Annotated in this window: 21 protein-coding genes and 1 riboswitch; of the genes, 10 read left to right on the top strand and 11 right to left on the bottom strand. The window is 70.3% G+C overall.

Annotated elements, in window-relative coordinates:
• The first annotated feature begins 170 nt into the window (after positions 1-170).
• Positions 171-1,124, top strand: a complete 954-nt coding sequence (locus AB0I98_RS33190; RefSeq protein WP_362948411.1) for an ROK family glucokinase — start codon at positions 171-173, stop codon at positions 1,122-1,124.
• 152 nt (positions 1,125-1,276) lie between these two features.
• Positions 1,277-2,023, top strand: a complete 747-nt coding sequence (locus AB0I98_RS33185; RefSeq protein ID WP_362948409.1) for an endonuclease/exonuclease/phosphatase family protein — start codon at positions 1,277-1,279, stop codon at positions 2,021-2,023.
• Here the strand turns inward: AB0I98_RS33185 and AB0I98_RS33180 are convergent.
• The gene (locus AB0I98_RS33180) at positions 2,020-2,637 is read right to left on the bottom strand and encodes a hypothetical protein (RefSeq protein WP_362948408.1); all 618 of its coding nucleotides are present in this window, start codon (positions 2,635-2,637) and stop codon (positions 2,020-2,022) included. The genes AB0I98_RS33185 and AB0I98_RS33180 overlap by 4 nt on opposite strands.
• Positions 2,630-3,409, bottom strand: coding sequence for an alpha/beta fold hydrolase (locus AB0I98_RS33175; RefSeq protein WP_362948406.1), 780 nt, complete (start codon positions 3,407-3,409; stop codon positions 2,630-2,632). The genes AB0I98_RS33180 and AB0I98_RS33175 overlap by 8 nt, the downstream gene beginning before the upstream one ends.
• Before the next feature lie 157 nt (positions 3,410-3,566).
• Here AB0I98_RS33175 and AB0I98_RS33170 point away from each other — a divergent pair, with 157 nt between their 5' ends.
• From AB0I98_RS33170 to AB0I98_RS33155, 4 genes are all read left to right on the top strand, one after another.
• Entirely contained in the window at positions 3,567-4,328 is a 762-nt protein-coding gene (locus AB0I98_RS33170; RefSeq protein WP_362948404.1) for a lysophospholipid acyltransferase family protein, read from the top strand.
• A gap of 34 nt (positions 4,329-4,362) precedes the next feature.
• Complete coding sequence (locus tag AB0I98_RS33165) at positions 4,363-5,571, top strand: DUF5931 domain-containing protein (protein ID WP_362948402.1); 1,209 nt, start codon at positions 4,363-4,365, stop codon at positions 5,569-5,571.
• On the top strand, positions 5,568-6,248 hold the full coding sequence (locus tag AB0I98_RS33160) for a response regulator transcription factor (RefSeq protein WP_210576163.1): 681 nt from the start codon (positions 5,568-5,570) through the stop codon (positions 6,246-6,248). The genes AB0I98_RS33165 and AB0I98_RS33160 overlap by 4 nt, the downstream gene beginning before the upstream one ends.
• A gap of 108 nt (positions 6,249-6,356) precedes the next feature.
• Positions 6,357-7,385 carry a 6-phosphofructokinase gene (locus AB0I98_RS33155; protein WP_362948401.1) on the top strand — a complete coding sequence of 343 codons (1,029 nt, stop codon included), beginning with the start codon at positions 6,357-6,359 and terminating at the stop codon, positions 7,383-7,385.
• Between the two features lie 49 nt (positions 7,386-7,434).
• On the opposite strand, the gene AB0I98_RS33150 is transcribed toward AB0I98_RS33155, so the two are convergent.
• Both AB0I98_RS33150 and AB0I98_RS33145 read right to left on the bottom strand, forming a co-directional pair.
• Entirely contained in the window at positions 7,435-9,300 is a 1,866-nt protein-coding gene (locus AB0I98_RS33150; protein ID WP_362948399.1) for an anthranilate synthase family protein, read from the bottom strand.
• 117 nt (positions 9,301-9,417) lie between these two features.
• Positions 9,418-9,474: a trp operon leader peptide gene (locus tag AB0I98_RS33145; protein ID WP_362948465.1), complete on the bottom strand. Its 57-nt coding sequence runs from the start codon at positions 9,472-9,474 to the stop codon at positions 9,418-9,420.
• A gap of 93 nt (positions 9,475-9,567) precedes the next feature.
• Here AB0I98_RS33145 and AB0I98_RS33140 point away from each other — a divergent pair, with 93 nt between their 5' ends.
• Both AB0I98_RS33140 and AB0I98_RS33135 read left to right on the top strand, forming a co-directional pair.
• Entirely contained in the window at positions 9,568-10,920 is a 1,353-nt protein-coding gene (locus AB0I98_RS33140) for a class II 3-deoxy-7-phosphoheptulonate synthase (RefSeq protein ID WP_362948397.1), read from the top strand.
• 160 nt (positions 10,921-11,080) lie between these two features.
• Positions 11,081-11,305, top strand: coding sequence for a (2Fe-2S)-binding protein (locus AB0I98_RS33135; protein WP_362948463.1), 225 nt, complete (start codon positions 11,081-11,083; stop codon positions 11,303-11,305).
• An 87-nt stretch (positions 11,306-11,392) separates the two neighbouring features.
• Here AB0I98_RS33135 and bfr read toward each other — a convergent pair whose 3' ends face one another.
• Entirely contained in the window at positions 11,393-11,869 is a 477-nt protein-coding gene (gene bfr, locus AB0I98_RS33130) for a bacterioferritin (RefSeq protein ID WP_301979280.1), read from the bottom strand.
• Positions 11,870-12,036: 167 nt separating this feature from the next.
• On the opposite strand from bfr, the gene AB0I98_RS33125 reads away from it, so the two are divergent.
• Entirely contained in the window at positions 12,037-12,669 is a 633-nt protein-coding gene (locus AB0I98_RS33125; RefSeq protein WP_362948395.1) for a sulfite oxidase-like oxidoreductase, read from the top strand.
• Between the two features lie 18 nt (positions 12,670-12,687).
• Here AB0I98_RS33125 and AB0I98_RS33120 read toward each other — a convergent pair whose 3' ends face one another.
• Positions 12,688-12,900, bottom strand: coding sequence for a DUF4396 domain-containing protein (locus tag AB0I98_RS33120; protein WP_362948393.1), 213 nt, complete (start codon positions 12,898-12,900; stop codon positions 12,688-12,690).
• A 14-nt stretch (positions 12,901-12,914) separates the two neighbouring features.
• Between AB0I98_RS33120 and AB0I98_RS33115 the strand changes: the two genes are divergently transcribed.
• A complete protein-coding gene (locus AB0I98_RS33115; RefSeq protein WP_362948392.1) occupies positions 12,915-13,190 on the top strand; it encodes a hypothetical protein in 276 nt (91 codons plus the stop codon).
• A 9-nt stretch (positions 13,191-13,199) separates the two neighbouring features.
• Here the strand turns inward: AB0I98_RS33115 and AB0I98_RS33110 are convergent, their stop codons facing one another.
• The 5 genes from AB0I98_RS33110 to thiO form a co-directional block, all read right to left on the bottom strand.
• Positions 13,200-14,066 carry a deoxyribonuclease IV gene (locus AB0I98_RS33110; protein ID WP_362948390.1) on the bottom strand — a complete coding sequence of 289 codons (867 nt, stop codon included), beginning with the start codon at positions 14,064-14,066 and terminating at the stop codon, positions 13,200-13,202.
• Between the two features lie 17 nt (positions 14,067-14,083).
• Positions 14,084-15,991: a Stk1 family PASTA domain-containing Ser/Thr kinase gene (gene pknB / locus AB0I98_RS33105; protein ID WP_362948389.1), complete on the bottom strand. Its 1,908-nt coding sequence runs from the start codon at positions 15,989-15,991 to the stop codon at positions 14,084-14,086.
• A 98-nt stretch (positions 15,992-16,089) separates the two neighbouring features.
• Positions 16,090-16,884 carry a thiazole synthase gene (locus AB0I98_RS33100; RefSeq protein ID WP_362948387.1) on the bottom strand — a complete coding sequence of 265 codons (795 nt, stop codon included), beginning with the start codon at positions 16,882-16,884 and terminating at the stop codon, positions 16,090-16,092.
• Positions 16,885-16,886: 2 nt separating this feature from the next.
• Positions 16,887-17,087: a sulfur carrier protein ThiS gene (thiS, locus tag AB0I98_RS33095; RefSeq protein ID WP_301979270.1), complete on the bottom strand. Its 201-nt coding sequence runs from the start codon at positions 17,085-17,087 to the stop codon at positions 16,887-16,889.
• A complete protein-coding gene (gene thiO / locus AB0I98_RS33090) occupies positions 17,084-18,277 on the bottom strand; it encodes a glycine oxidase ThiO (RefSeq protein WP_362948386.1) in 1,194 nt (397 codons plus the stop codon). Before thiO ends, thiS begins: the two co-directional genes overlap by 4 nt.
• Positions 18,275-18,386, bottom strand: a riboswitch (TPP riboswitch). Its footprint overlaps the gene before it by 3 nt.
• Positions 18,387-18,412 lie beyond the last annotated feature (26 nt).

The following is an 18,412-nucleotide window of genomic DNA, read 5'->3' as shown; positions in this document are numbered from 1 at the left end:
CTGCCGCGTTGTCGTCACTCGCCATGGCTCCGCCATGACTCCCTCCTCCGCCTTGCAGCTGCACGCACCAGGCCCCTCCAGGCCCGCCCTACGGGCGGACGACGGGAACCTGGCGGCAGGCCCTCGGGTACGGTTGGCCGTAGCGGGGCTCGACCGAAACTGAGGGATTCATGGGACTCACCATCGGCGTCGATATCGGCGGCACGAAGATCGCGGCCGGTGTGGTCGACGAGGAAGGCAACATCCTCTCGACCCACAAGGTGCCGACCCCGGGCACGCCCGAGGGCATCGTGGACGCCATCGCCGCTGCCGTGGAGGGTGCGCGCGCCGGGCACGACATCGTCGGCGTGGGCATCGGTGCCGCCGGCTACGTCAACCGTCAGCGCTCCACGGTCTACTTCGCGCCGAACATCGACTGGCGCCAGGAGCCGCTGAAGGAGAAGGTCGAGGCGCGCGTCCACCTGCCGGTCGTCGTGGAGAACGACGCCAACGCGGCCGCGTGGGGCGAGTACAAGTTCGGCGGCGGCAAGGGCCACCGCAACGTCATCTGCATCACCCTCGGCACCGGCCTCGGCGGCGGCATCATCATCGGCAACAAGCTGCGCCGCGGCCACTTCGGCGTCGCCGCCGAGTTCGGCCACATCCGCATGGTCCCGGACGGCCTGCTCTGCGGCTGCGGCTCACAGGGCTGCTGGGAGCAGTACGCCTCCGGCCGCGCCCTGGTGAGATACGCCAAGCAGCGCGCCAACGCCACCCCCGAGAACGCCGAGCTCCTGCTGGGCATGGGCGACGGCACCCCCGACGGCATCGAGGGCAAGCACATCTCCATGGCCGCCCGCCAGGGCGACCCCGTCGCCGTCGACTCCTACCGCGAGCTCGCCCGCTGGGCCGGCGCCGGCCTCGCCGACCTCGCCTCCCTCTTCGACCCCTCCGCCTTCATCGTCGGCGGCGGCCTCTCCGACGAGGGCGAACTCGTCCTCGACCCCATCCGCAAGTCCTACAAGCGCTGGCTGGTCGGCGGCAACTGGCGCCCCGTGGCGGACGTGATCGCGGCGCAGCTGGGGAACAAGGCGGGGCTGGTGGGCGCGGCGGACTTGGCGAGGGAGCCGGACCCGGTCATGTGACGTCCGCTTCTCGGAGTGCGGCGACTGTGCCTACTCAGGGGCGCGGGGCTGTATCAACATGCGGCTCCGCCGCGTGGGCGCGACAAGCCACAACGAACCGGCAGTCGCGCACAAGCCTCGCGCCCCGACCCATTGGGCGTAAATTGATCCACATGGCGCTGCTACCCAACTCCCGCACCGAGCCCGACGGTTCCGCCCTCATCCGCGTCCTGAGCTACAACATCCGCTCGATGCGAGACGACACCGACGCCCTCGCCCGCGTGATCACCGCCTGCGCCCCCGACCTGGTCCTGATCCAAGAGGCCCCCCGTTTCTTCCGCTGGCGCAAGAAACTCGCCCGCCTGGCCCGCGCAGCGAACCTCGTCGTCCTCACCGGCGGAGCCACCGCCGCGGGACCCGCGATTCTCTGCGACCTCCGTGCCACCGTCGAGCGGACCGAGGACGTCCTCCTCCCGCTCACCCCCGGCCAGCACCGCCGCGGCTTCGCCACCGCCGTCGTCCGCTTCGGCGGCGCCCGCATCGGCGTCCTCAGCTGCCACCTGAGCCTCCAGAAGGACGAGCGGTACGACCAGAGCGGCATGCTCCTCGACCGTCTCGCCGGCATGGGCGTGGACCACGCGATCGCGGGCGGCGACCTCAACGAGCGCCCAGGAGGCCGCGCCTTCACCCGCATCGCGGACACCCTCCAGGACTGCCGGACCACCGCCCCCTGGGGCGCCGAGCACACCTGGACCCGCGACGAGCCTCACCGCCGTATCGACGCCATCTTCGCCACGAAGGGCATCGAGGTGCTGGGTTGCGGGGTGCCCCTCGGCCACCCAGGGATCACCGACGCAGACCTGAGGGCGGCCACAGATCACCTGCCGGTGCTGGCCGCCCTCAGAATCCCCGCAAGCTAAACGACCGCGCCCCGCCCGGGATCGTCATCGTCCTCGTCGTCCGTCCGCATCCGCATCACCAACGTGGCGAAGCCGCCCACGAAGCCGCCGATGCCGAGCGTGGTGAGCCACCAGGTCATCTCCCAGCCGAGGAGGACCGCGAGCAGCAGCAGGAGCGGCCCGCCGATCACGCCGAGCCAGGCGAACTTGGCGGTGGCGTCGGCGGCCGGGAGCGGTGGCGGCTCGGGCGGTACGAAGTGGCCCTCGTCGTCCTCCTCGAAGTCGTCCTCGGACGGCTCGGGAGTGGTGTAGTCCCGGGGGCCGACGCCGGGCGCGAAGGAGACGGAGCTGCCGAGCGGCTCGGCAGGCTTCGCCGCCTCCTCCTCACCGTCCTTGTCCTTGGAGCCTTTCGCGGAGCCCTTCGTGGAGTCCTGGGTCTCCTCGGCGCTCTCGTCGTTGGTCTCCGGCTCCAGCAGCGCCAGGTCCTCGACGGACTTGAACGGCTTGGCACCCGGCGGGTCCTTCGGCTCCTCGCCGTACCCCGCGACGATCGCCTCCCAGGCAGCGGCCTCGTCGAAGGGCACGCCCTGCTCGTCCGGCTCGCGGTCCTCGCGGTCGGAGTCGTGCTCAGCCACCTGCGGCCGTCCCTTCCTTGCCGAGACTGGGTGCGAGCCGGCCGATGAACGCGAAGCTCTCCGCGAAGATCCGGTCCGCATCGTGGTCCAACGTCGCCACGTGGTAGCTCTGTTCCAGCAGGATCTCCCGGACGTCCGTCGACGAGACCCGGCTGAGGATCCGCGCGGAGTCGGCGGGCGGCACGACATGGTCCTGAGGGCTGCGCAGCAGCAGCATCGGCTGGGTGACCTGCGGCAGTTCGCCGTCGACCAGCTGGAAGAACCGGCGCAGGGAGTGCGCGGCATGCAGCGGCACCTTGTCGTACCCGACCTCCGCGCTGCCGGGCAGGGCGATGTCGCTGGCGATCCCCTTCGTCGTACGGACGAGATGGCGGGCCACCGGAAGGGCGTACGCCGTGAGGCCGTGCACCTTGTTGGCCGGGTTGACGACCACGACACCGCTGATCGCGTCGCCGTGCTTGGCGGCCAGCCGCAGCGACAGCGCGCCGCCCATGGACAGGCCCGCGACGAACACCTGGGTGCACCGCTCGCGCAGGGCGCGCAGCTCGCGGTCCACCTCCGCGTACCAGTCCTGCCAGCCGGTGAGCTGCATGTCCTCCCAGCGAGTGCCGTGCCCGGGCAGCAGCGGCAGCGAGACGGTCAGGCCGCGCTCGGCGAGATACCCCGCCCAGGGACGCAGCGACTGCGGCGAGCCGGTGAAGCCATGGCAGAGGAGGACGCCGACCTCCCCGCCCTCATGGCGGAACGGCTCGGCTCCAGGGAGGAGCGGCACCTTGGATCTCCTGTCGATGAGCGTTCATGAGAAAGGCGGTGTGCTTCACCGTACGCGACCGCACTGACACCGACCAGGGTCGTCGGGTCCATTGACAGTGCGCCGGGTTAAGGTCTGATCGACGGACACGGGAGGCACTCGGTTGTTGTACGGCACGATGAAGGTCGCTGTTGGGGGACCGCTCAAGGTCGCCTTCAGGCCCTGGGTGGAAGGCCTGGAGAACATCCCCGCCGAGGGCCCCGCGATCCTGGCGAGCAACCACCTGTCGTTCTCGGACTCGTTCTTCCTGCCCGCGGTCCTCGACCGCAAGGTCACCTTCATCGCGAAGGCCGAGTACTTCACGACCCCCGGGCTCAAGGGCCGGATGACCGCCGCCTTCTTCAAGGGCGTCGGCCAGCTCCCGGTGGACCGCTCCGGTGCGCGCGGCGCCGGCGAGGCCGCCATCAAGAGCGGCATCGATGTTCTGGAGCGCGGTGAGCTGTTCGGTATCTACCCGGAGGGCACGCGCTCGCCCGACGGCCGCCTCTACCGGGGCAAGCCCGGCGGCCTCGCGCGCGTGGCGCTCGCGTCCGGCGCTCCGGTCATCCCGGTCGCCATGATCGACACGGAGAAGATCCAGCCGCCGGGGAAGGTGATGCCGAAGCTGATGCGCCCGGGCATCCGCATCGGCAAGCCGCTGGACTTCAGCCGGTACAGCGGCATGGAGCACGACCGCTTCGTCCTGCGCGCGGTGACCGACGAGGTCATGTACGAGATCATGAAGCTCTCCGGCCAGGAGTACGTCGACATCTACGCGACCGCCGCCAAGCGCCAGATCGCCGAGGCGGCCAAGGCCGAGAAGGAAGCGGAGAAGGCGGCCAAGGCCGCACTCGCACAGGCCGAGAAGGAACGGGCCGAGAAGGAGAAGTCCGAGTCCTAGGCAGGGCAGTTTCGGACTCAAGGGGTGGGGACACGTGACCAAGCGTGAGCGCGTCATGCGGATGTCGGTCGAGCAGCCGCTGTGGCGTGCCCTCACCGGCTACCGGATTCTGACGCTTCTGTACGCGATCGGGCTGTTCGCCACGTCCTACCACGAGTTCACCCGCCCCTGGGTGGCCATCGCGTACTACGCCGTGCTGTCCGTCTGGACGTTCGCGACCCTGCCCCGGGTGGCGAACGCGGCGAGCTGCACCAAGCGGTTCCTCGCCGTGGACCTCACCATCGCGCTCACCGGCATCCTGCTCACCGGGCTTGCCGTCAGCACCGAGCGGATCGAAGCCGGCGGCTCGACGCTGCCGTCGATATGGACCGCCGGGTCGGTGCTCGCGTTCGCCATCAAGGGCGGCTGGCGCTGGGCCGTCTTCGCCTCCACGCCGGTCGCCGTCGCCAACCTGATCTACCGCGGCGCCCCCGCCCGCGACACCGTCCACAACGTGATCCTCGTCTGGGTCGCCTCCATCGCCATCGGCTACGTCGTCGAGGTCGCCCGCGCCTCCGAGCGCACCCTCGCCCGCGCCCTGGAGATCGAGGCCGCCACCCGCGAACGGGAGCGCCTCGCCCGGGACATCCACGACAGCGTCCTCCAGGTCCTGGCGATGGTGCAGCGGCGCGGCTCGGTGCTCGGCGGCGAGGCGGCCGAGCTGGGCCGGATGGCGGGCGAGCAGGAGGTGGCGCTGCGCACGCTGGTCTCCGGCGGCATGGTGCCCGTCTCCCGGGTGTCGGAGGACGCCGCCGAGGGGGCGGTCGTACGAACGGTCGAAGAGCCGGACGAGGACGGGCCGGTGGACCTGCGTTCACTGCTCGCCCCCTACGCGGGCGCCCGGGTCAGCCTCGCCGAGCCCGGCGCCCCGGTGCCGTTGCCGCCGGCCGCGGCGAAGGAGCTGGCCGCCGCCGTAGGGGCCGCCCTGGACAACGTACGCAAGCATGCGGGGGACGACGCCCGTGCCTGGATTCTGGTCGAGGACGAGCCCGACGAGGTCGTCGTGACCGTACGGGACGACGGGCCCGGCATCCCCGAGGGGCGGCTCGCGCAGGCCGAGGGGGAGGGGCGGCTCGGGGTCGCCCTGTCGATCCGGGGGCGACTGCGGGACCTCGGCGGCAGCGCCGAGCTGATCTCGGTGCCGGGGCAGGGCACGGAAGTCGAACTGAAGATGCCGAAGAAGATCCCAGGGGGGACACGATGAGCGAGCGGCAGGGCCCGATCAAGGTGATGGTGGTCGACGACCACCCGATGTGGCGCGACGCCGTCGCCCGCGACCTGGGCGAGTCCGGCTTCGACGTGGTGGCCACCGCGGGCGACGGCGACCAGGCCGTACGACGGGCCAAGGCCGCCGGGCCGGACGTTCTGGTGCTCGACCTCAACCTGCCCGCCAAGCCGGGGGTCCAGGTCTGCAAGGAACTCGTCGGCCACAACCCGGCGTTGCGCGTCCTGGTGCTGTCCGCGAGCGGTGAGCACGCCGACGTACTGGAGGCGGTGAAGTCGGGCGCGACCGGCTATCTGCTGAAGTCGGCCTCGACCGAGGAACTGCTCGACGCGGTGCGCCGTACGGCCGTCGGCGACCCGGTGTTCACGCCGGGCCTGGCCGGACTCGTCCTCGGCGAGTACCGGCGGCTGGCCTCCGAGCCCGTGCCCGCCGCGGCGGACACCGAGCACCCCAAGGCCCCGCAGCTCACCGAGCGGGAGACCGAGGTACTGCGGCTGGTCGCCAAGGGCCTGAGCTACAAGCAGATCGCCGAACGCCTCGTCATCTCCCACCGCACCGTGCAGAACCACGTGCAGAACACCCTCGGCAAGCTCCAGCTGCACAATCGCGTGGAACTCGTGCGGTACGCCATAGAGCGCGGACTTGACGACGAGTAAACCAACCGCCCGCTGATTCACCGGAATTGCCCTTCCGACCCATCCCTTGGTGACCTGGATCACTATTAGCGTTGCCTCACCAGGCAACCGCGGCGAAGGGACATTTCCATGCGGGTCGGAGTACTGACCGGAGGCGGCGACTGCCCCGGGCTCAACGCCGTCATCCGGGCGATCGTCCGCAAGGGCGTGCAGGAGTACCACTACGACTTCGTCGGCTTCCGGGACGGCTGGCGCGGTCCTCTCGAGAACGACACCGTACGTCTGGACATCCCCGCCGTACGCGGCATCCTGCCCCGCGGCGGCACCATCCTCGGCTCCTCGCGCACCAATCCGCTGAAGCAGGAGAACGGCATCCGCCTCGTCAAGGAGAACCTCGCCAAGCAGGAGGTCGAGGCGCTCATCGTGATCGGCGGCGAGGACACCCTCGGGGTTGCCGCGCGGCTGTCCGACGAGTACGGCATGCCGTGCATCGGCGTCCCGAAGACCATCGACAACGACCTGTCCGCCACGGACTACACCTTCGGCTTCGACACCGCGGTCAGCATCGCCACGGAGGCCATCGACCGCCTGCACACCACCGCCGAGTCCCATATGCGCGTCCTGGTCTGCGAGGTCATGGGCCGGCACGCCGGCTGGATCGCCATCCACTCCGGGCTCGCGGGCGGCGCCAACGTCATCCTCATCCCCGAGCAGCGCTTCGACGTCGACCAGGTGTGCGCCTGGGTGACGTCCCGCTTCAAGGCGTCGTACGCCCCGATCGTGGTCGTCGCCGAGGGCGCCATGCCCAAGGACGGCGACATGGTGCTCAAGGACCAGTCCCTCGACTCCTTCGGGCATGTGCGGCTGTCCGGCGTCGGCGAGTGGCTGGCCAAGGAGATCGAGAAGCGCACCGGCAAGGAGGCCCGCACCACGGTCCTCGGGCACATCCAGCGCGGCGGCACGCCCAGTGCCTTCGACCGCTGGCTCGCCACCCGCTTCGGCCTGCACGCCATCGAGGCCGTCCGCGACGGCGACTTCGGCAAGATGGTCGCGCTGCGCGGCACGGACATCGTCCGCGTCCCGATCGCCGAGGCCACGGCCAAACTGAAGACGGTCGACCCGAAGCTGTACGAGGAGGTCGGGGTCTTCTTCGGCTGACAGCGACCGCTCGGTGCCGGGGCGTATGGGCCCCGGCACCGCCCGCCGGTTACGCCTGATCGAGCGCGACCACGGAAGTGAGCAGTTCCGCCACGATCCCCGTGCCGTTGAGTGTGAGCACCGACTCGGGATGGAACTGGGTCGAGGCGAACCCGGGCCCGCGCAACGCGTGCACCTCGCCGTTCGCGGCCCGGCCGACCTCGATGCCGTGCTCGGTCAGCTCCGCGTACGCCTCGTCGTCGCAGCGCGCCACGAAGCTGTTGTAGAAGCCGACCGTCTCCGGCCGCCCGAACAGGTCGATCGTCGTCTGCGCCCCCTGGTACGGCACTTCCTTCCGTACGATCTCCAGCCCCAGCTCGGCCGCGATCAGCTCGTGCCCGAGGCAGACGCCGAGGACGCCGTGGCCGTTCGCGGTGGTGCGGAGCACCTCGGCGGTGAGGCCACGCAGGAAGCTCATCTTGGGGTCCGCCAGGTCGCTCGGGTCGCCCGGGCCGGGGCCGAGGACGACCGGCCCTTCGTGCGCGAGGACCGCCTCCCGCAGTCCCGGCTCGTCGTAGCGCCGGACGGTGACGGTGAGGCCCGACGACCGCAGGACGTGCGCGAGCATCGCCGTGAAGGTGTCCTCCCCGTCGACGACCAGGGCGTGCCCGGTGAGCTCGTCGGAGCGCTCCTGCATCCGCAGCCAGAACGGCGCCAGCGAGGCCCGGCGCCCGTCGAGCGCGGCACGCACGCGTGGGTCCTCGGCGAGACGCACGCGCGCGTGCCGCTCACGCGGCCGGGACGGACGTACGCCCAAAGCCGTCAGCACACCCGCCGCCTTCGCATGGGTCTCCGCGACCTCGCTCGCCGGGTCCGAACCGCGTACGAGCGTGGCGCCGACCGGCACCCGCAGCCGGCCGTCGGCGTCGATGTCGGCGGTGCGGATGAGGATGGGGGAGTCCAGGGTCTGGGCGCCGCCGGAGTCCTTGCCGAGGAGGGCCAGCGCGCCCGCGTAGTAGCCCCGCCCGCCCACCTCGTGCCGCTCGATGACCCGGCAGGCGTTCTGCACCGGCGAGCCGGTCACCGTTGCCGCGAACATGGTCTCCTTCAGGACCTCCCGCACATCCAGCGAGGACCGGCCGCGCAACTCGTACTCGGTGTGGGCGAGATGGGCCATCTCCTTCAGCCGCGGCCCCACGACGACCCCGCCCATGTCGCCGACCGTGCACATCATCTTGAGCTCCTCGTCGACGACCATCGACAGCTCCTCGATCTCCTTGCCGTCGGCGAGGAAGTCCAGCAGATGCTCGGGGGTGGGGCCTTCGGCCGGGTAGCGGTACGTCCCACTGATCGGGTTCATCACGACCGTGCCGCCGGACATGCGGACGTGCACCTCAGGGCTCGCGCCGACCAAGGTGCGGTCCCCGGTGTGGACGACGAACGTCCAGTACGCGCCCCGTTCCCCCTCCAGGAGCCGCCGGAACAGCGCCAGCGCGTCGGCCCGTCCGAACCCCGGGATCTCACCCTCGTACGTCCGCCGGATGACGAAGTTGGCGCCCTCGCCCTGCCCGATCTCCTGGTGCAGCACGCGGCCGACGATCTCGGCGTACTCGTCGTCGTCGACGTCGAAGCCGCCGCCCTCGACGCGCACCTCGTGGGCGGGCAGGCTCGCGAGCGCCTCGTCCAGTGCAATGTCACATACCACCTCGGGCGTCAGCACCGCCAAGGGCGTCCCGTCGTCCCGCACATCGAACCCGCGCTCCCGAATCTGGCGAAAGGGGACCAGGACCAGGCCCTCGTCGGGGAGGTCGGCGAGGCGGTCGTATGCGGTGACCGGGCCGATCATGACCTCCACGGTCTCGTGATCGTGGCCCGGGGTGCGGCGGCGCAGCAGGGCGAACGGGCGGGGGTCGTCCAGCAAGCCGAGCAGGTTCATGGGTCCGTGCTCCTTCTCTGATGTCTCTGATGTCTCAGACGGAGAGGAGCGGCCCGGTCCCGGAAACGCCGAAGGCCGCCCCTCGGGCGGCCTTCGCGAAGTGGTGCGTACGCGCAGTCAGTGGGCCGCCGGAGTAGCGGTCCACCACCAGTTCTGGATCGAGTGCGCGAACATGGGGCGCACCTTACCCCAAGTCCCGGCGGACGGGATGTCTCATCTTCTGGGCAGCGGCCTGAGACCACGACATCACCCCGTAATGTTGACGTCGTGACCGTGAACGCTAAGACCAGCGCGAGCGCTGGCAACACCTGGCGAGACCTGCCCGCGGCGCAGCAGCCCGAGTACCCCGACCTTGAGGCTCTGCGCGCAGTCGTTGCGGACCTCGAGTCGTATCCGCCGCTCGTCTTCGCGGGCGAGTGCGACCAGCTGCGCGCCCGGATGGCGGCCGTCGCCAAGGGAGAGGCGTTCCTTCTCCAGGGCGGCGACTGCGCCGAAGCCTTCGACGCGGTGTCCGCGGACCAGATCCGCAACAAGCTCAAGACCCTGCTCCAGATGGGCGCCGTGCTGACGTACGCCGCGTCCGTGCCCGTGGTGAAGGTCGGCCGCATCGCCGGCCAGTACTCCAAGCCGCGCTCCAAGAACACCGAGACCCGCGGCGGCGTGACCCTGCCGACGTACCGCGGCGACTCGGTCAACGGGTTCGACTTCAACGAGGCCGCCCGCGTCCCGGACCCCGAGCGCCTGAAGCGGATGTACAACGCCTCCGCCTCCACGCTCAACCTGGTGCGCGCCTTCACCACCGGTGGCTACGCGGATCTGCGCCAGGTGCACGCCTGGAACCAGGACTTCGTGAAGTCGTCCCCGTCCGGCCAGCGCTATGAACAGCTGGCGCGCGAGATCGACCAGGCGCTGAACTTCATGCACGCCTGCGGGGCCGACCCGGAGGAGTTCAAGACGGTCGAGTTCTACTCGTCGCACGAGGCGCTGCTGCTGGACTACGAGTCGGCGCTGACCCGCGTGGACTCGCGCACCGGGCAGCTGTACGACGTCTCCGCGCACATGGTGTGGGTTGGTGAGCGCACCCGGCAGCTCGACGGCGCGCACATCGAGTTCGCCTCGCGGATCCGCAACCCGATCGGCATCAAGCTCGGCCCGACCACGACGGCCGAGGAGGCGCTGCAGTACATCGAGCGCCTGGACCCGGACCGTGAGCCGGGCCGGCTGACCTTCATCGTGCGGATGGGCGCGGACAAGATCCGCGACCGGCTGCCGGAGCTGGTGGAGAAGGTCACGGCGTCGGGTGCGACGGTGGCCTGGGTGACCGACCCGATGCACGGCAACACCTTCGAGGCGGCCTCCGGCCACAAGACCCGCCGCTTCGACGACGTGCTCGACGAGGTCAAGGGCTTCTTCGAGGTCCACAAGGGCCTGGGCACCCACCCGGGCGGCATCCACGTCGAGCTCACCGGTGACGACGTCACCGAGTGCGTGGGCGGCGGCGACGAGATCTTTGTCGACGATCTGCACCAGCGCTACGAGACGGCCTGCGACCCCCGCCTCAACCGCAGCCAGTCTCTCGACCTGGCCTTCCTTGTCGCCGAGATGTACAGGGACCAGTGACGGTAGCGCCTGTTACAGGGGCATGAAGTAGGGCGTGGATCACATACGATCCACGCCCTACAGCACTTTTGGGCTGCCTGTGCGGCGGGTAAGGTTAGGTTAGCCTCACCGATCATCGGGACGGCACGACCTTACGAATTCCCGTCGGGAGGTGAACCGCGTGTACGTCTGCAACTGCTTCGGTGTGACCGAGGCGCAGGTGAAGAAGCACGCGGAGGGCGGAGCCTGCACCCCCCGCCAGATAGCCTCGGCCTGCAAGGCCGGCACGGACTGCGGGTCGTGCGTCCGCCGGATCCAGGCACTGCTGGGCAGGGGTTCCTGCCCGCGCCGCGAGCTGGCCGACCAGGGTGAGCCGGTCCTCGCTGAGCTGGACGAAGCGGCCTGAGCGGGTAGCGCCCCGAAGGGGCGCGGGGAACTGCGCGACCAGCCACGACGGCGCCGCAGTCGGCTGTCGGCCCTTCCCGCGGAGCGTTCAGCTGGGCTGCTCGATCTGCTGTGCGATGTACAGCGCCTCGCCGAGCTTGTCGATGAGTTGCAGCTGCGTGTCCAGATAGTCGATGTGGTGCTCCTCGTCCTCGAGGATCGACTCGAAGATGTTCGCGGACGTGATGTCGCCCTTGGTGCGCATCACCTCGATACCTCGCTTGAGGCGGTCGATCGCCTCGACCTCCACCTGCCGGTCGGCCTGGAACATCTCGGTGACCGTCTGGCCGACCCGCACATGGAACAGCCGCTGGTAGTTGGGCAGGCCGTCCAGCATGAGGATGCGCTCGGTGATCTTGTCCGCGTGCTTCATCTCGTCGATGGACTCTTCACGCGTGTACTTGGCGAGCTTGGTCCAGCCGTTGTTGTCCTGGATCCGGTAGTGCAGCCAGTACTGGTTGATCGCCGTCAGCTCGCCGGTGAGCTGTTCGTTCAGAAACTCGAGAACCTCGGGGTCGCCCTGCATCGCAGAGGCTCCTTCCAAGCGGGGAACTGGCAGGTTGCGCCGCATCCTTGCACCGGCGACGAAGATCGTCCAGTAAGTCTTCACTTAGTAAGTAAGGGCATGCTTAGTCCGATATGTACGGTCGAGGGCGGTCAGGCGCACTGCCTCGGGTCTGTCAGGATGGAGACATGGGTCAGCCGGTGGAGAGCGAATCTGGAGGAACGGCACAGCCGGAGCTTCCGCCGGGGCAGCGAGTGCAGCGCGGCTGGCCGGTCACGCACTACGGTCCTGTCCCCAAGTTCCGGCCCGAGCGCTGGGAGTTCAGGGTCTTCGGCGCGACCGCGGACGGCGAGAAGGACTCCTGGACCCATGAGGAGTTCACGGCCCTGCCGTACACCACCGTCGTGGCCGATCTGCACTGCGTGACGAAGTTCAGCATGCTCGGCGCGGAATGGGGCGGGATTCCGGCCCGTACGATCCTCGAGATCGCCCCGCCCGCACCCGAGGTCACCCATGTGATGGTGTGGGCGGAGTACGGATTCAGCTCCAACCTGCGCCTCGAGGACTTCGCCGCCGAGCGCACGATCTTCGCCACCCACAAGGACGGCGAACTCCTCACCGCCGAGCACGGCTTCCCGCTCCGTCTCGTCGTCCCCCATCTGTACGCCTGGAAGGGCCCCAAATGGGTGCGCGGGGTGGAGTACATGACCGCCGACCGCCGTGGCTTCTGGGAGGAGCGCGGCTATCACAACCTCGGCGATCCATGGAAAGAGCAGCGGTACTCCTACCAGGAGGAGCCCGGGGACGGCCCCGAGCTCTGAGTCCTCCCGGCGTACCGGTCAGTGGTGGTACTGGTGCACCACCGCATGCCCCTTGCCCCGGCCGATCATCCACTTGTTGACCGGCGTCGTCAGGACGAAGGCGACGGCCGGCGCGATCGCCGGCACCCACCAGAACAGCGCGTCGTCGAGCCCGGCGTCCACGGTGACCGTGACTGGCGCCGAGGTGCCGTCCGCGCCGGTAAGCTCGTTGCCGGTTACTACGACAACCATGCAGGGAGCCCCGGATGGCCGTCTTCAACGTGATCTTCTCGGAGGCCGCGGCGCGCGTGCGCGACAGTCTTCCGGACGACCGCCTTGAGGTGCTTCAGCGCGGGCTTGCCATACTGGCCAAGGATCCCCGCACCAAGATCTCCGCGGCGATTTCCGGCGACGAGAACACACGCTCGCTCGCGCTGACCCACACCATGGCAGTCGAGTACGTCATCAGTGACGGTCTCCTGATCGTGCTCGTGGTCCACCTCGTCGACACGTCGCACGTCCTGTTCGAGACCGAGGACTGATCCGGCGCCTCAATCGCGGAGTTTCTTCAGCCGCTCCACGTCCGCCGCGTGCCCCTGCTTGCCGCCGGGCGTCTCGATGATCAGCGGGACGCCCTCGGTGGCGGGGTGGGTCATCAGTGCGCGGAACGGGTCCTCGCCGATGTGACCGGCGCCGATGTTCTCGTGGCGGTCCTTGTGGGCGCCGACCACGTCCTTGGAGTCATTGGCGTGGATCAGCTTCAGCCGGCCCTCGCCGACCGTGTCCACCAGCAGATCGAGCGTCTGGTGCATACCGCTCGGCCCGGTCAGGTCGTGTCCGGCGGCGAAGATGTGGCAGGTGTCCAGGCAGACGCCCAGCATCGGATGGGCGTCCAGTGCCTCGAAGTACGGCCCGAAGTCCCAGGTGCGGGAGCAGAGCGAGGAACCCTGGCCCGCCGTCGACTCCAGCAGCAGATACGGGTCGTCGTCGTGGGTCAGCTCGTCCAGCAGCGGCAGCAAATACTCGCGTACCTGCTTCAGCGCCACGGCACGGTCCCGGCCGCCGGTCGCGCTGCCCGTGTGCACGACAACGCCCAGCGCCCCGATCTCCCGCCCGCGCCGCAGCGCGTGCCGCAGGGACTCCACCGACCTCTCCGCGGTCGCCTCGGTGTGCGAACCGAAGTTGATCAGATACGGGGCATGGACGTACGCCGGGATCGACTCGGCGGCGCAGGCCGCCCGGAACTCCTCGTCCTGCCGCGGGTTTCCGACGGGCGTGGCCCAGCCGCGCGGGTTGGCGACGAAGACCTGCACGGTCTCGGCCTTGAGGTCGCGGGCGTACGTCAGGCCTACGGAGTTCAGGCCCCCGGCGACGGGGACATGCCCGCCGACGGGGTTGCGCGGTTGCTTGCCGGTCATTCTGTTCGCGGGTCCCGTCAGCGGATCTGGATGGTGATCGTCGACCCCTTGGGAGCCGTCTTGCCACCCTTCACGGACTGCTTCTTGACGGTGTCGCCGAAGAGCCCGAGCAGACCGCGGTCCTCGTCGACCTGGAAGCCGGCGGCCTCCAGTTCGGCCTTGGCGTCGTCGACGCTGTCGCCGACCACGTCCGGGACCTCGACCATCTCCGGGCCCTTGGACAGCGTCAGCGTCACCGTGTCGCCCTCGGCGGCCTCGCTGCCGGGGGCCGGGGACTGGCGGGCGACCTGGCCCTTGTCGAACTCCGAGGTGACCTGCTCGGCGGCGACCCGCACCTTCAGGCCGGCCTCCTCCAGCTCCGCCATTGCGTCCTCCAGGCTCGCACCGGCGACGTCGGCGACCTCCACCGGGCTGCCCTTGCTGACGGTGAGCGCGACCGCGGAGCCGGAGCGCCGGGTGGTGCCCGAGCCCGGGTCGGTGCTGATCACGAAGCCCGCCTCGACGTCCTCGCTGAACTCCCGGGTGACCATGCCCGGTGCCAGCCCTTCCTGCTTCAGCACGGACCGCGCCCGGTCGAGCCGGTAGCCCTCCACATCGGGCACCTGCACGTTCTGCGGGCCGTCGGAGATCGTGAGCGTCACGGAGTCGTTCTGCCGTATCCGGTCGCCCACCTCCGGCTCGGTGCTGATGACCGAACCGCGCTTCACGGTGTCGCTGTAGGCGTGCTTGACCTGGCCGACCTCAAGACCGGCCGACTCCAGCCGGTCCCGGGCCTGCGCCTCCGTCTTCGTCACCAGCGCCGGGACCCGGGTGAACTGGCCGGAGTTGATGTACCAGATACCGGCGCCCACGCCGAAGACCAGCAGGACGGCCGCGATGATCGTGAACAGCCGTCCCCGGGGCGGAGCGGAGCGGCGCGACGGCAGGGGCGGCGGGCTCTGGAAGCGGCTCGTGCGGTGGACCTCGGGCTCGTCCTCGTTCACCGGGAGGGTCAGCGCACGCGGGATCACGCTCGTGCGGTCGTCGGCGTTGAGGTGCTCGGACGCGATCGCCTGGGGCGGCACCGCGTCCAACTGGTCCGCGCTGAGCGCGCCGCGGGTCTCGCGCGCGTGGGCGAGCAGCGCCACGGCGTCGTACGGCCGGATGTCGGGGTTGCGGGCGGTGGCCGACGCCATCAGCTCGTCCAGCTCGTACGCCAGCCCCGGGACGGCGGCCGACGGGGGCGGTACGTCCTCGTGCAGGTGCTTGTAGAGCACGATCGCGGGGTTGTCGCCCTGGTGCGGCCGGTCGCCCGTCAGCATCTCGTAGAGCATCACGCCGCACGCGTACACGTCGACGCGCGGGTCGGTGGTGCCGTGCTCGATCTGCTCGGGGGCGAGATAGGAAACCGTGCCGAGGACCGCGCCGGTGGTGTTGGTGACCGTGTCCACGGCCCGCACCAGCCCGAAGTCGGCGACCTTGACCCGGCCGTCGTCTCCTATCAGCACGTTCTCCGGCTTCATGTCCCGGTGCACGAAACCGGCGCGGTGCGCGGCGCCCAGCGCGGCGAGCACCGGCTCCAGGATGTCGAACGCGGCGCGCGGCTGGAGCGCCCCGCGTTCGCGCAGCACGTCACGGAGCGTGCAGCCCGCGACGTACTCCATGGCCAGATAGACGTACGACCCGTCGGTCCCCTGGTCGAAGACCTGCACCACGTTCGGATGAGCCAGCCGCGCCACGGACTTCGCCTCGCGGATGAACCGCTCCACGAAGGAGCCGTCGGCCGCGAGCGTGGGGTGCATCACCTTGAGGGCGAGGACACGGTCGAGCCGGGTGTCCACGGCCCGGTAGACCGTGGCCATCCCGCCGACGGCGATCCGCGCGTCCACGCGATAGCGGCCGTCGAGCACCTGCCCGACCAACGGGTCCTGAAGGGTCGTATCCACGCAGGTGAGTCTACGAGCCACCGCTGACACAACCGCCGTTTCGGTCGTGATAGGGGCTCTACTGCAGCCGAGCTGTGACGCACGTCGCACGTACGGGATCAGAAGGCGGGGCGCTCGGGGTCCAGCCGTGCCATGCCCTCCGCCGGAGAGGACGCCTCCGCGAAGTGACGGCGCGGAATCCGCCCAGCCCGATAAGCCAGCCGCCCCGCCTCCACCCCGCTCCTCATGGCGGCGGCCATCAGCGCCGGCTCCTGCGCCCGCGTCACCGCCGAGGCGAGCATCACACCGGCGCACCCCAGCTCCATCGCGAGCGCCGCGTCCGACGCCGTACCGGCTCCCGCGTCCAGAATCACCGGCACGCGCGCGTGCTCCACGATCAGCTGGAAGTTGTGCGGGTTGCGGATGCCGAGTCCGGAGCCGATGGGCGAGCCGAGCGGCATGATCGCGGCGCAGCCGGCGTCCTCCAGCTTCCGTGCCAGCACCGGGTCGTCGTTGGTGTACGGCAGCACCGTGAACCCGTCGTCCACCAGCGTCTCGGCCGCCTCCAGCAGCTCGATCGGGTCGGGCAGCAGGGTGCGCTCGTCGGCGATGACCTCCAGCTTGACCAGGTCGGTGCCGAGCGCCTCCCGGGCCAGCCGGGCGGTGAGCACGGCTTCTCCGGCGGTGAAGCAGCCCGCCGTGTTCGGCAGCACCCGGATGCCGAGCCGCTCCAGCACCGACAGCACCGAACCGTGCACATCGGGGTTCACCCGCCGCATCGCGACCGTCGTCAGCTCCGTGCCGGAGGCGACGAGCGCCCGCTCAAGGACCTCCAGGCTGGGCGCACCGCCCGTCCCCATGATGAGACGGGACGAGAAGGCCGTACCGCCGATGACAAAGGGATCGTCAGCCATGGTCAGCCTCCTTGGACGGCGGTGAGGACTTCGACGCGGTCTCCCTCGGAGAGGGACGTGGCGGACCACTCCGCGCGCGGGACGACGGTTTCGTTCAGGGCGGCGGCCACTCCGGAGGGCGCCGCGGTGAGGGACTTCACGAGGGTGTCGAGGGCGGTGCCGTCGGTGACCTCCCGACGCTCACCGTTGATCCAGACGATCATGCGGGCAGCTCCGTGAGTGCGCCGAAGCGCTTCGGGGTGAAGGGGCGGGCCTCGTCCGGGAGTTCACCGGTGGCCAGCGCGTGGGCCATGGCGTCGCCGGTGACCGGTGTGAGCAGCACGCCGTTGCGGTAGTGGCCGGTGGCCAGCAGGAGTCCCGGGAGGTCCGTCGGGCCGAGCAGCGGCGCGTTGTCGGGGGAGCAGGGGCGCAGTCCGGCCCGGGTCTCCGTCAGCGGCAGCTCGGTGAGGCCGGGGACCAGCTCGTGCGCGTCGCGCAGCAGCTCGTAGACGCCGCCCGCCGTCACCGTCGTGTCCCAGCCCAGCTCCTCGCTGGTCGCGCCGATGACCAGCTCGCCGTTCGCGCGCGGCACCAGGTAGACATGGCTGCCGCGGACCACGGCGCGCACGGTCCGGCTCAGGAACGGCGCGCACCGCTCCGGCACGGTCAGCCGCACCACCTGCCCCTTCACGGGCCGTACCGGCGGCAGTACGTCCTCCGGGACGCCCGCGAGCCGCCCGCTCAGGCTGCCCGCGGCGAGGACGACCTGCCCCGCGCCCACGGCCCTGCCGTCGCGCGTGACGACACCGGCCGCCCGCTCCCGTACGACCGACAGCCGCTCGGCCCAGGTCCGGTGGAAGACCACTCCGGCCCGCTCGCACACGGCCACCAGCGCACCGGCGAGGCGCCGCGGGTCGATCTGGTGGTCGCCGTCGACGCGCAGCCCGCCGCGCACACCGGGCGCGAGCATCGGCTCCAGACGCCGGCACTCCCGCCCGGACAGCCACTCGGAGTCCAGCCCCGACGCCCGTTGCAGCGCGTGCAGTTCGCGCAGATGGGCGCGGTCGTCGGCGTCCAGGGCGACGGCGAGCGTGCCGCACTGGCGGTAGCCGAGGTCGTGGCCGGTCAGCTCGGTGAGCTCGGCCGCGAAGTCCGGGTAGCGGCGGGCCGAGGCGAGGTTCAGGCCGAGCAGGGTCTGCTCGCCGTAGTGCAGTTCCGTGACGGCGGCCAGCATCCCGGCCGCCACCTGCGCGGCTCCGCCGCCCGGCTCGGGATCCACGACGGCCGTGGCGAACCCGCGCTGCGCGGCCCGCCACGCCGTGACCAGGCCGATGATTCCGCCCCCGATGACAAGGACGTCCGCGGTGTCGGACGTGGCGTTGTCGAACGTAGCTGTGTCGGACGTATGCGACATGGGCGTCCAGCCCCTCCCTTCGCCGGCATGACCCGGATCAGGTTCGTACGGTCGGAGGCCGCCAGCCTCCCTCTCAGCCCGGTGCGTCCGGGCTCCCGCGAGTGCTCTACGTTGGCCACCCTAGCCCTTGGTTCC

The organism is Streptomyces sp. NPDC050211 (genome assembly GCF_040656035.1).
GTDB lineage: Bacteria > Actinomycetota > Actinomycetes > Streptomycetales > Streptomycetaceae > Streptomyces.
Note: the sequence above shows the minus strand (reverse complement) of the source record. Positions and strands in the feature narration are given on the sequence as shown.

Excerpts from the sequence above, each read along its gene's own strand:
- AB0I98_RS33190 (WP_362948411.1), top strand. The coding sequence starts at position 171 with ATGGGACTCACCATCGGCGTCGATATCGGCGGCACGAAGATCGCGGCC.
- thiS (WP_301979270.1), bottom strand. The coding sequence starts at position 17,087 with ATGATCGTCTGGATCAACGGTGAGCGTCGGGAGGTCACCGACGGCACC.
- AB0I98_RS33170 (WP_362948404.1), top strand. The coding sequence starts at position 3,567 with ATGAAGGTCGCTGTTGGGGGACCGCTCAAGGTCGCCTTCAGGCCCTGG.
- AB0I98_RS33110 (WP_362948390.1), bottom strand. The coding sequence starts at position 14,066 with ATGACCGGCAAGCAACCGCGCAACCCCGTCGGCGGGCATGTCCCCGTC.
- AB0I98_RS33155 (WP_362948401.1), top strand. The coding sequence starts at position 6,357 with ATGCGGGTCGGAGTACTGACCGGAGGCGGCGACTGCCCCGGGCTCAAC.
- AB0I98_RS33185 (WP_362948409.1), top strand. The coding sequence starts at position 1,277 with ATGGCGCTGCTACCCAACTCCCGCACCGAGCCCGACGGTTCCGCCCTC.
- AB0I98_RS33125 (WP_362948395.1), top strand. The coding sequence starts at position 12,037 with ATGGGTCAGCCGGTGGAGAGCGAATCTGGAGGAACGGCACAGCCGGAG.
- thiO (WP_362948386.1), bottom strand. The coding sequence starts at position 18,277 with ATGTCGCATACGTCCGACACAGCTACGTTCGACAACGCCACGTCCGAC.
- AB0I98_RS33100 (WP_362948387.1), bottom strand. The coding sequence starts at position 16,884 with ATGGCTGACGATCCCTTTGTCATCGGCGGTACGGCCTTCTCGTCCCGT.
- bfr (WP_301979280.1), bottom strand. The coding sequence starts at position 11,869 with ATGCAGGGCGACCCCGAGGTTCTCGAGTTTCTGAACGAACAGCTCACC.
- AB0I98_RS33150 (WP_362948399.1), bottom strand. The coding sequence starts at position 9,300 with ATGAACCTGCTCGGCTTGCTGGACGACCCCCGCCCGTTCGCCCTGCTG.
- AB0I98_RS33120 (WP_362948393.1), bottom strand. The coding sequence starts at position 12,900 with ATGGTTGTCGTAGTAACCGGCAACGAGCTTACCGGCGCGGACGGCACC.
- AB0I98_RS33160 (WP_210576163.1), top strand. The coding sequence starts at position 5,568 with ATGAGCGAGCGGCAGGGCCCGATCAAGGTGATGGTGGTCGACGACCAC.
- AB0I98_RS33115 (WP_362948392.1), top strand. The coding sequence starts at position 12,915 with ATGGCCGTCTTCAACGTGATCTTCTCGGAGGCCGCGGCGCGCGTGCGC.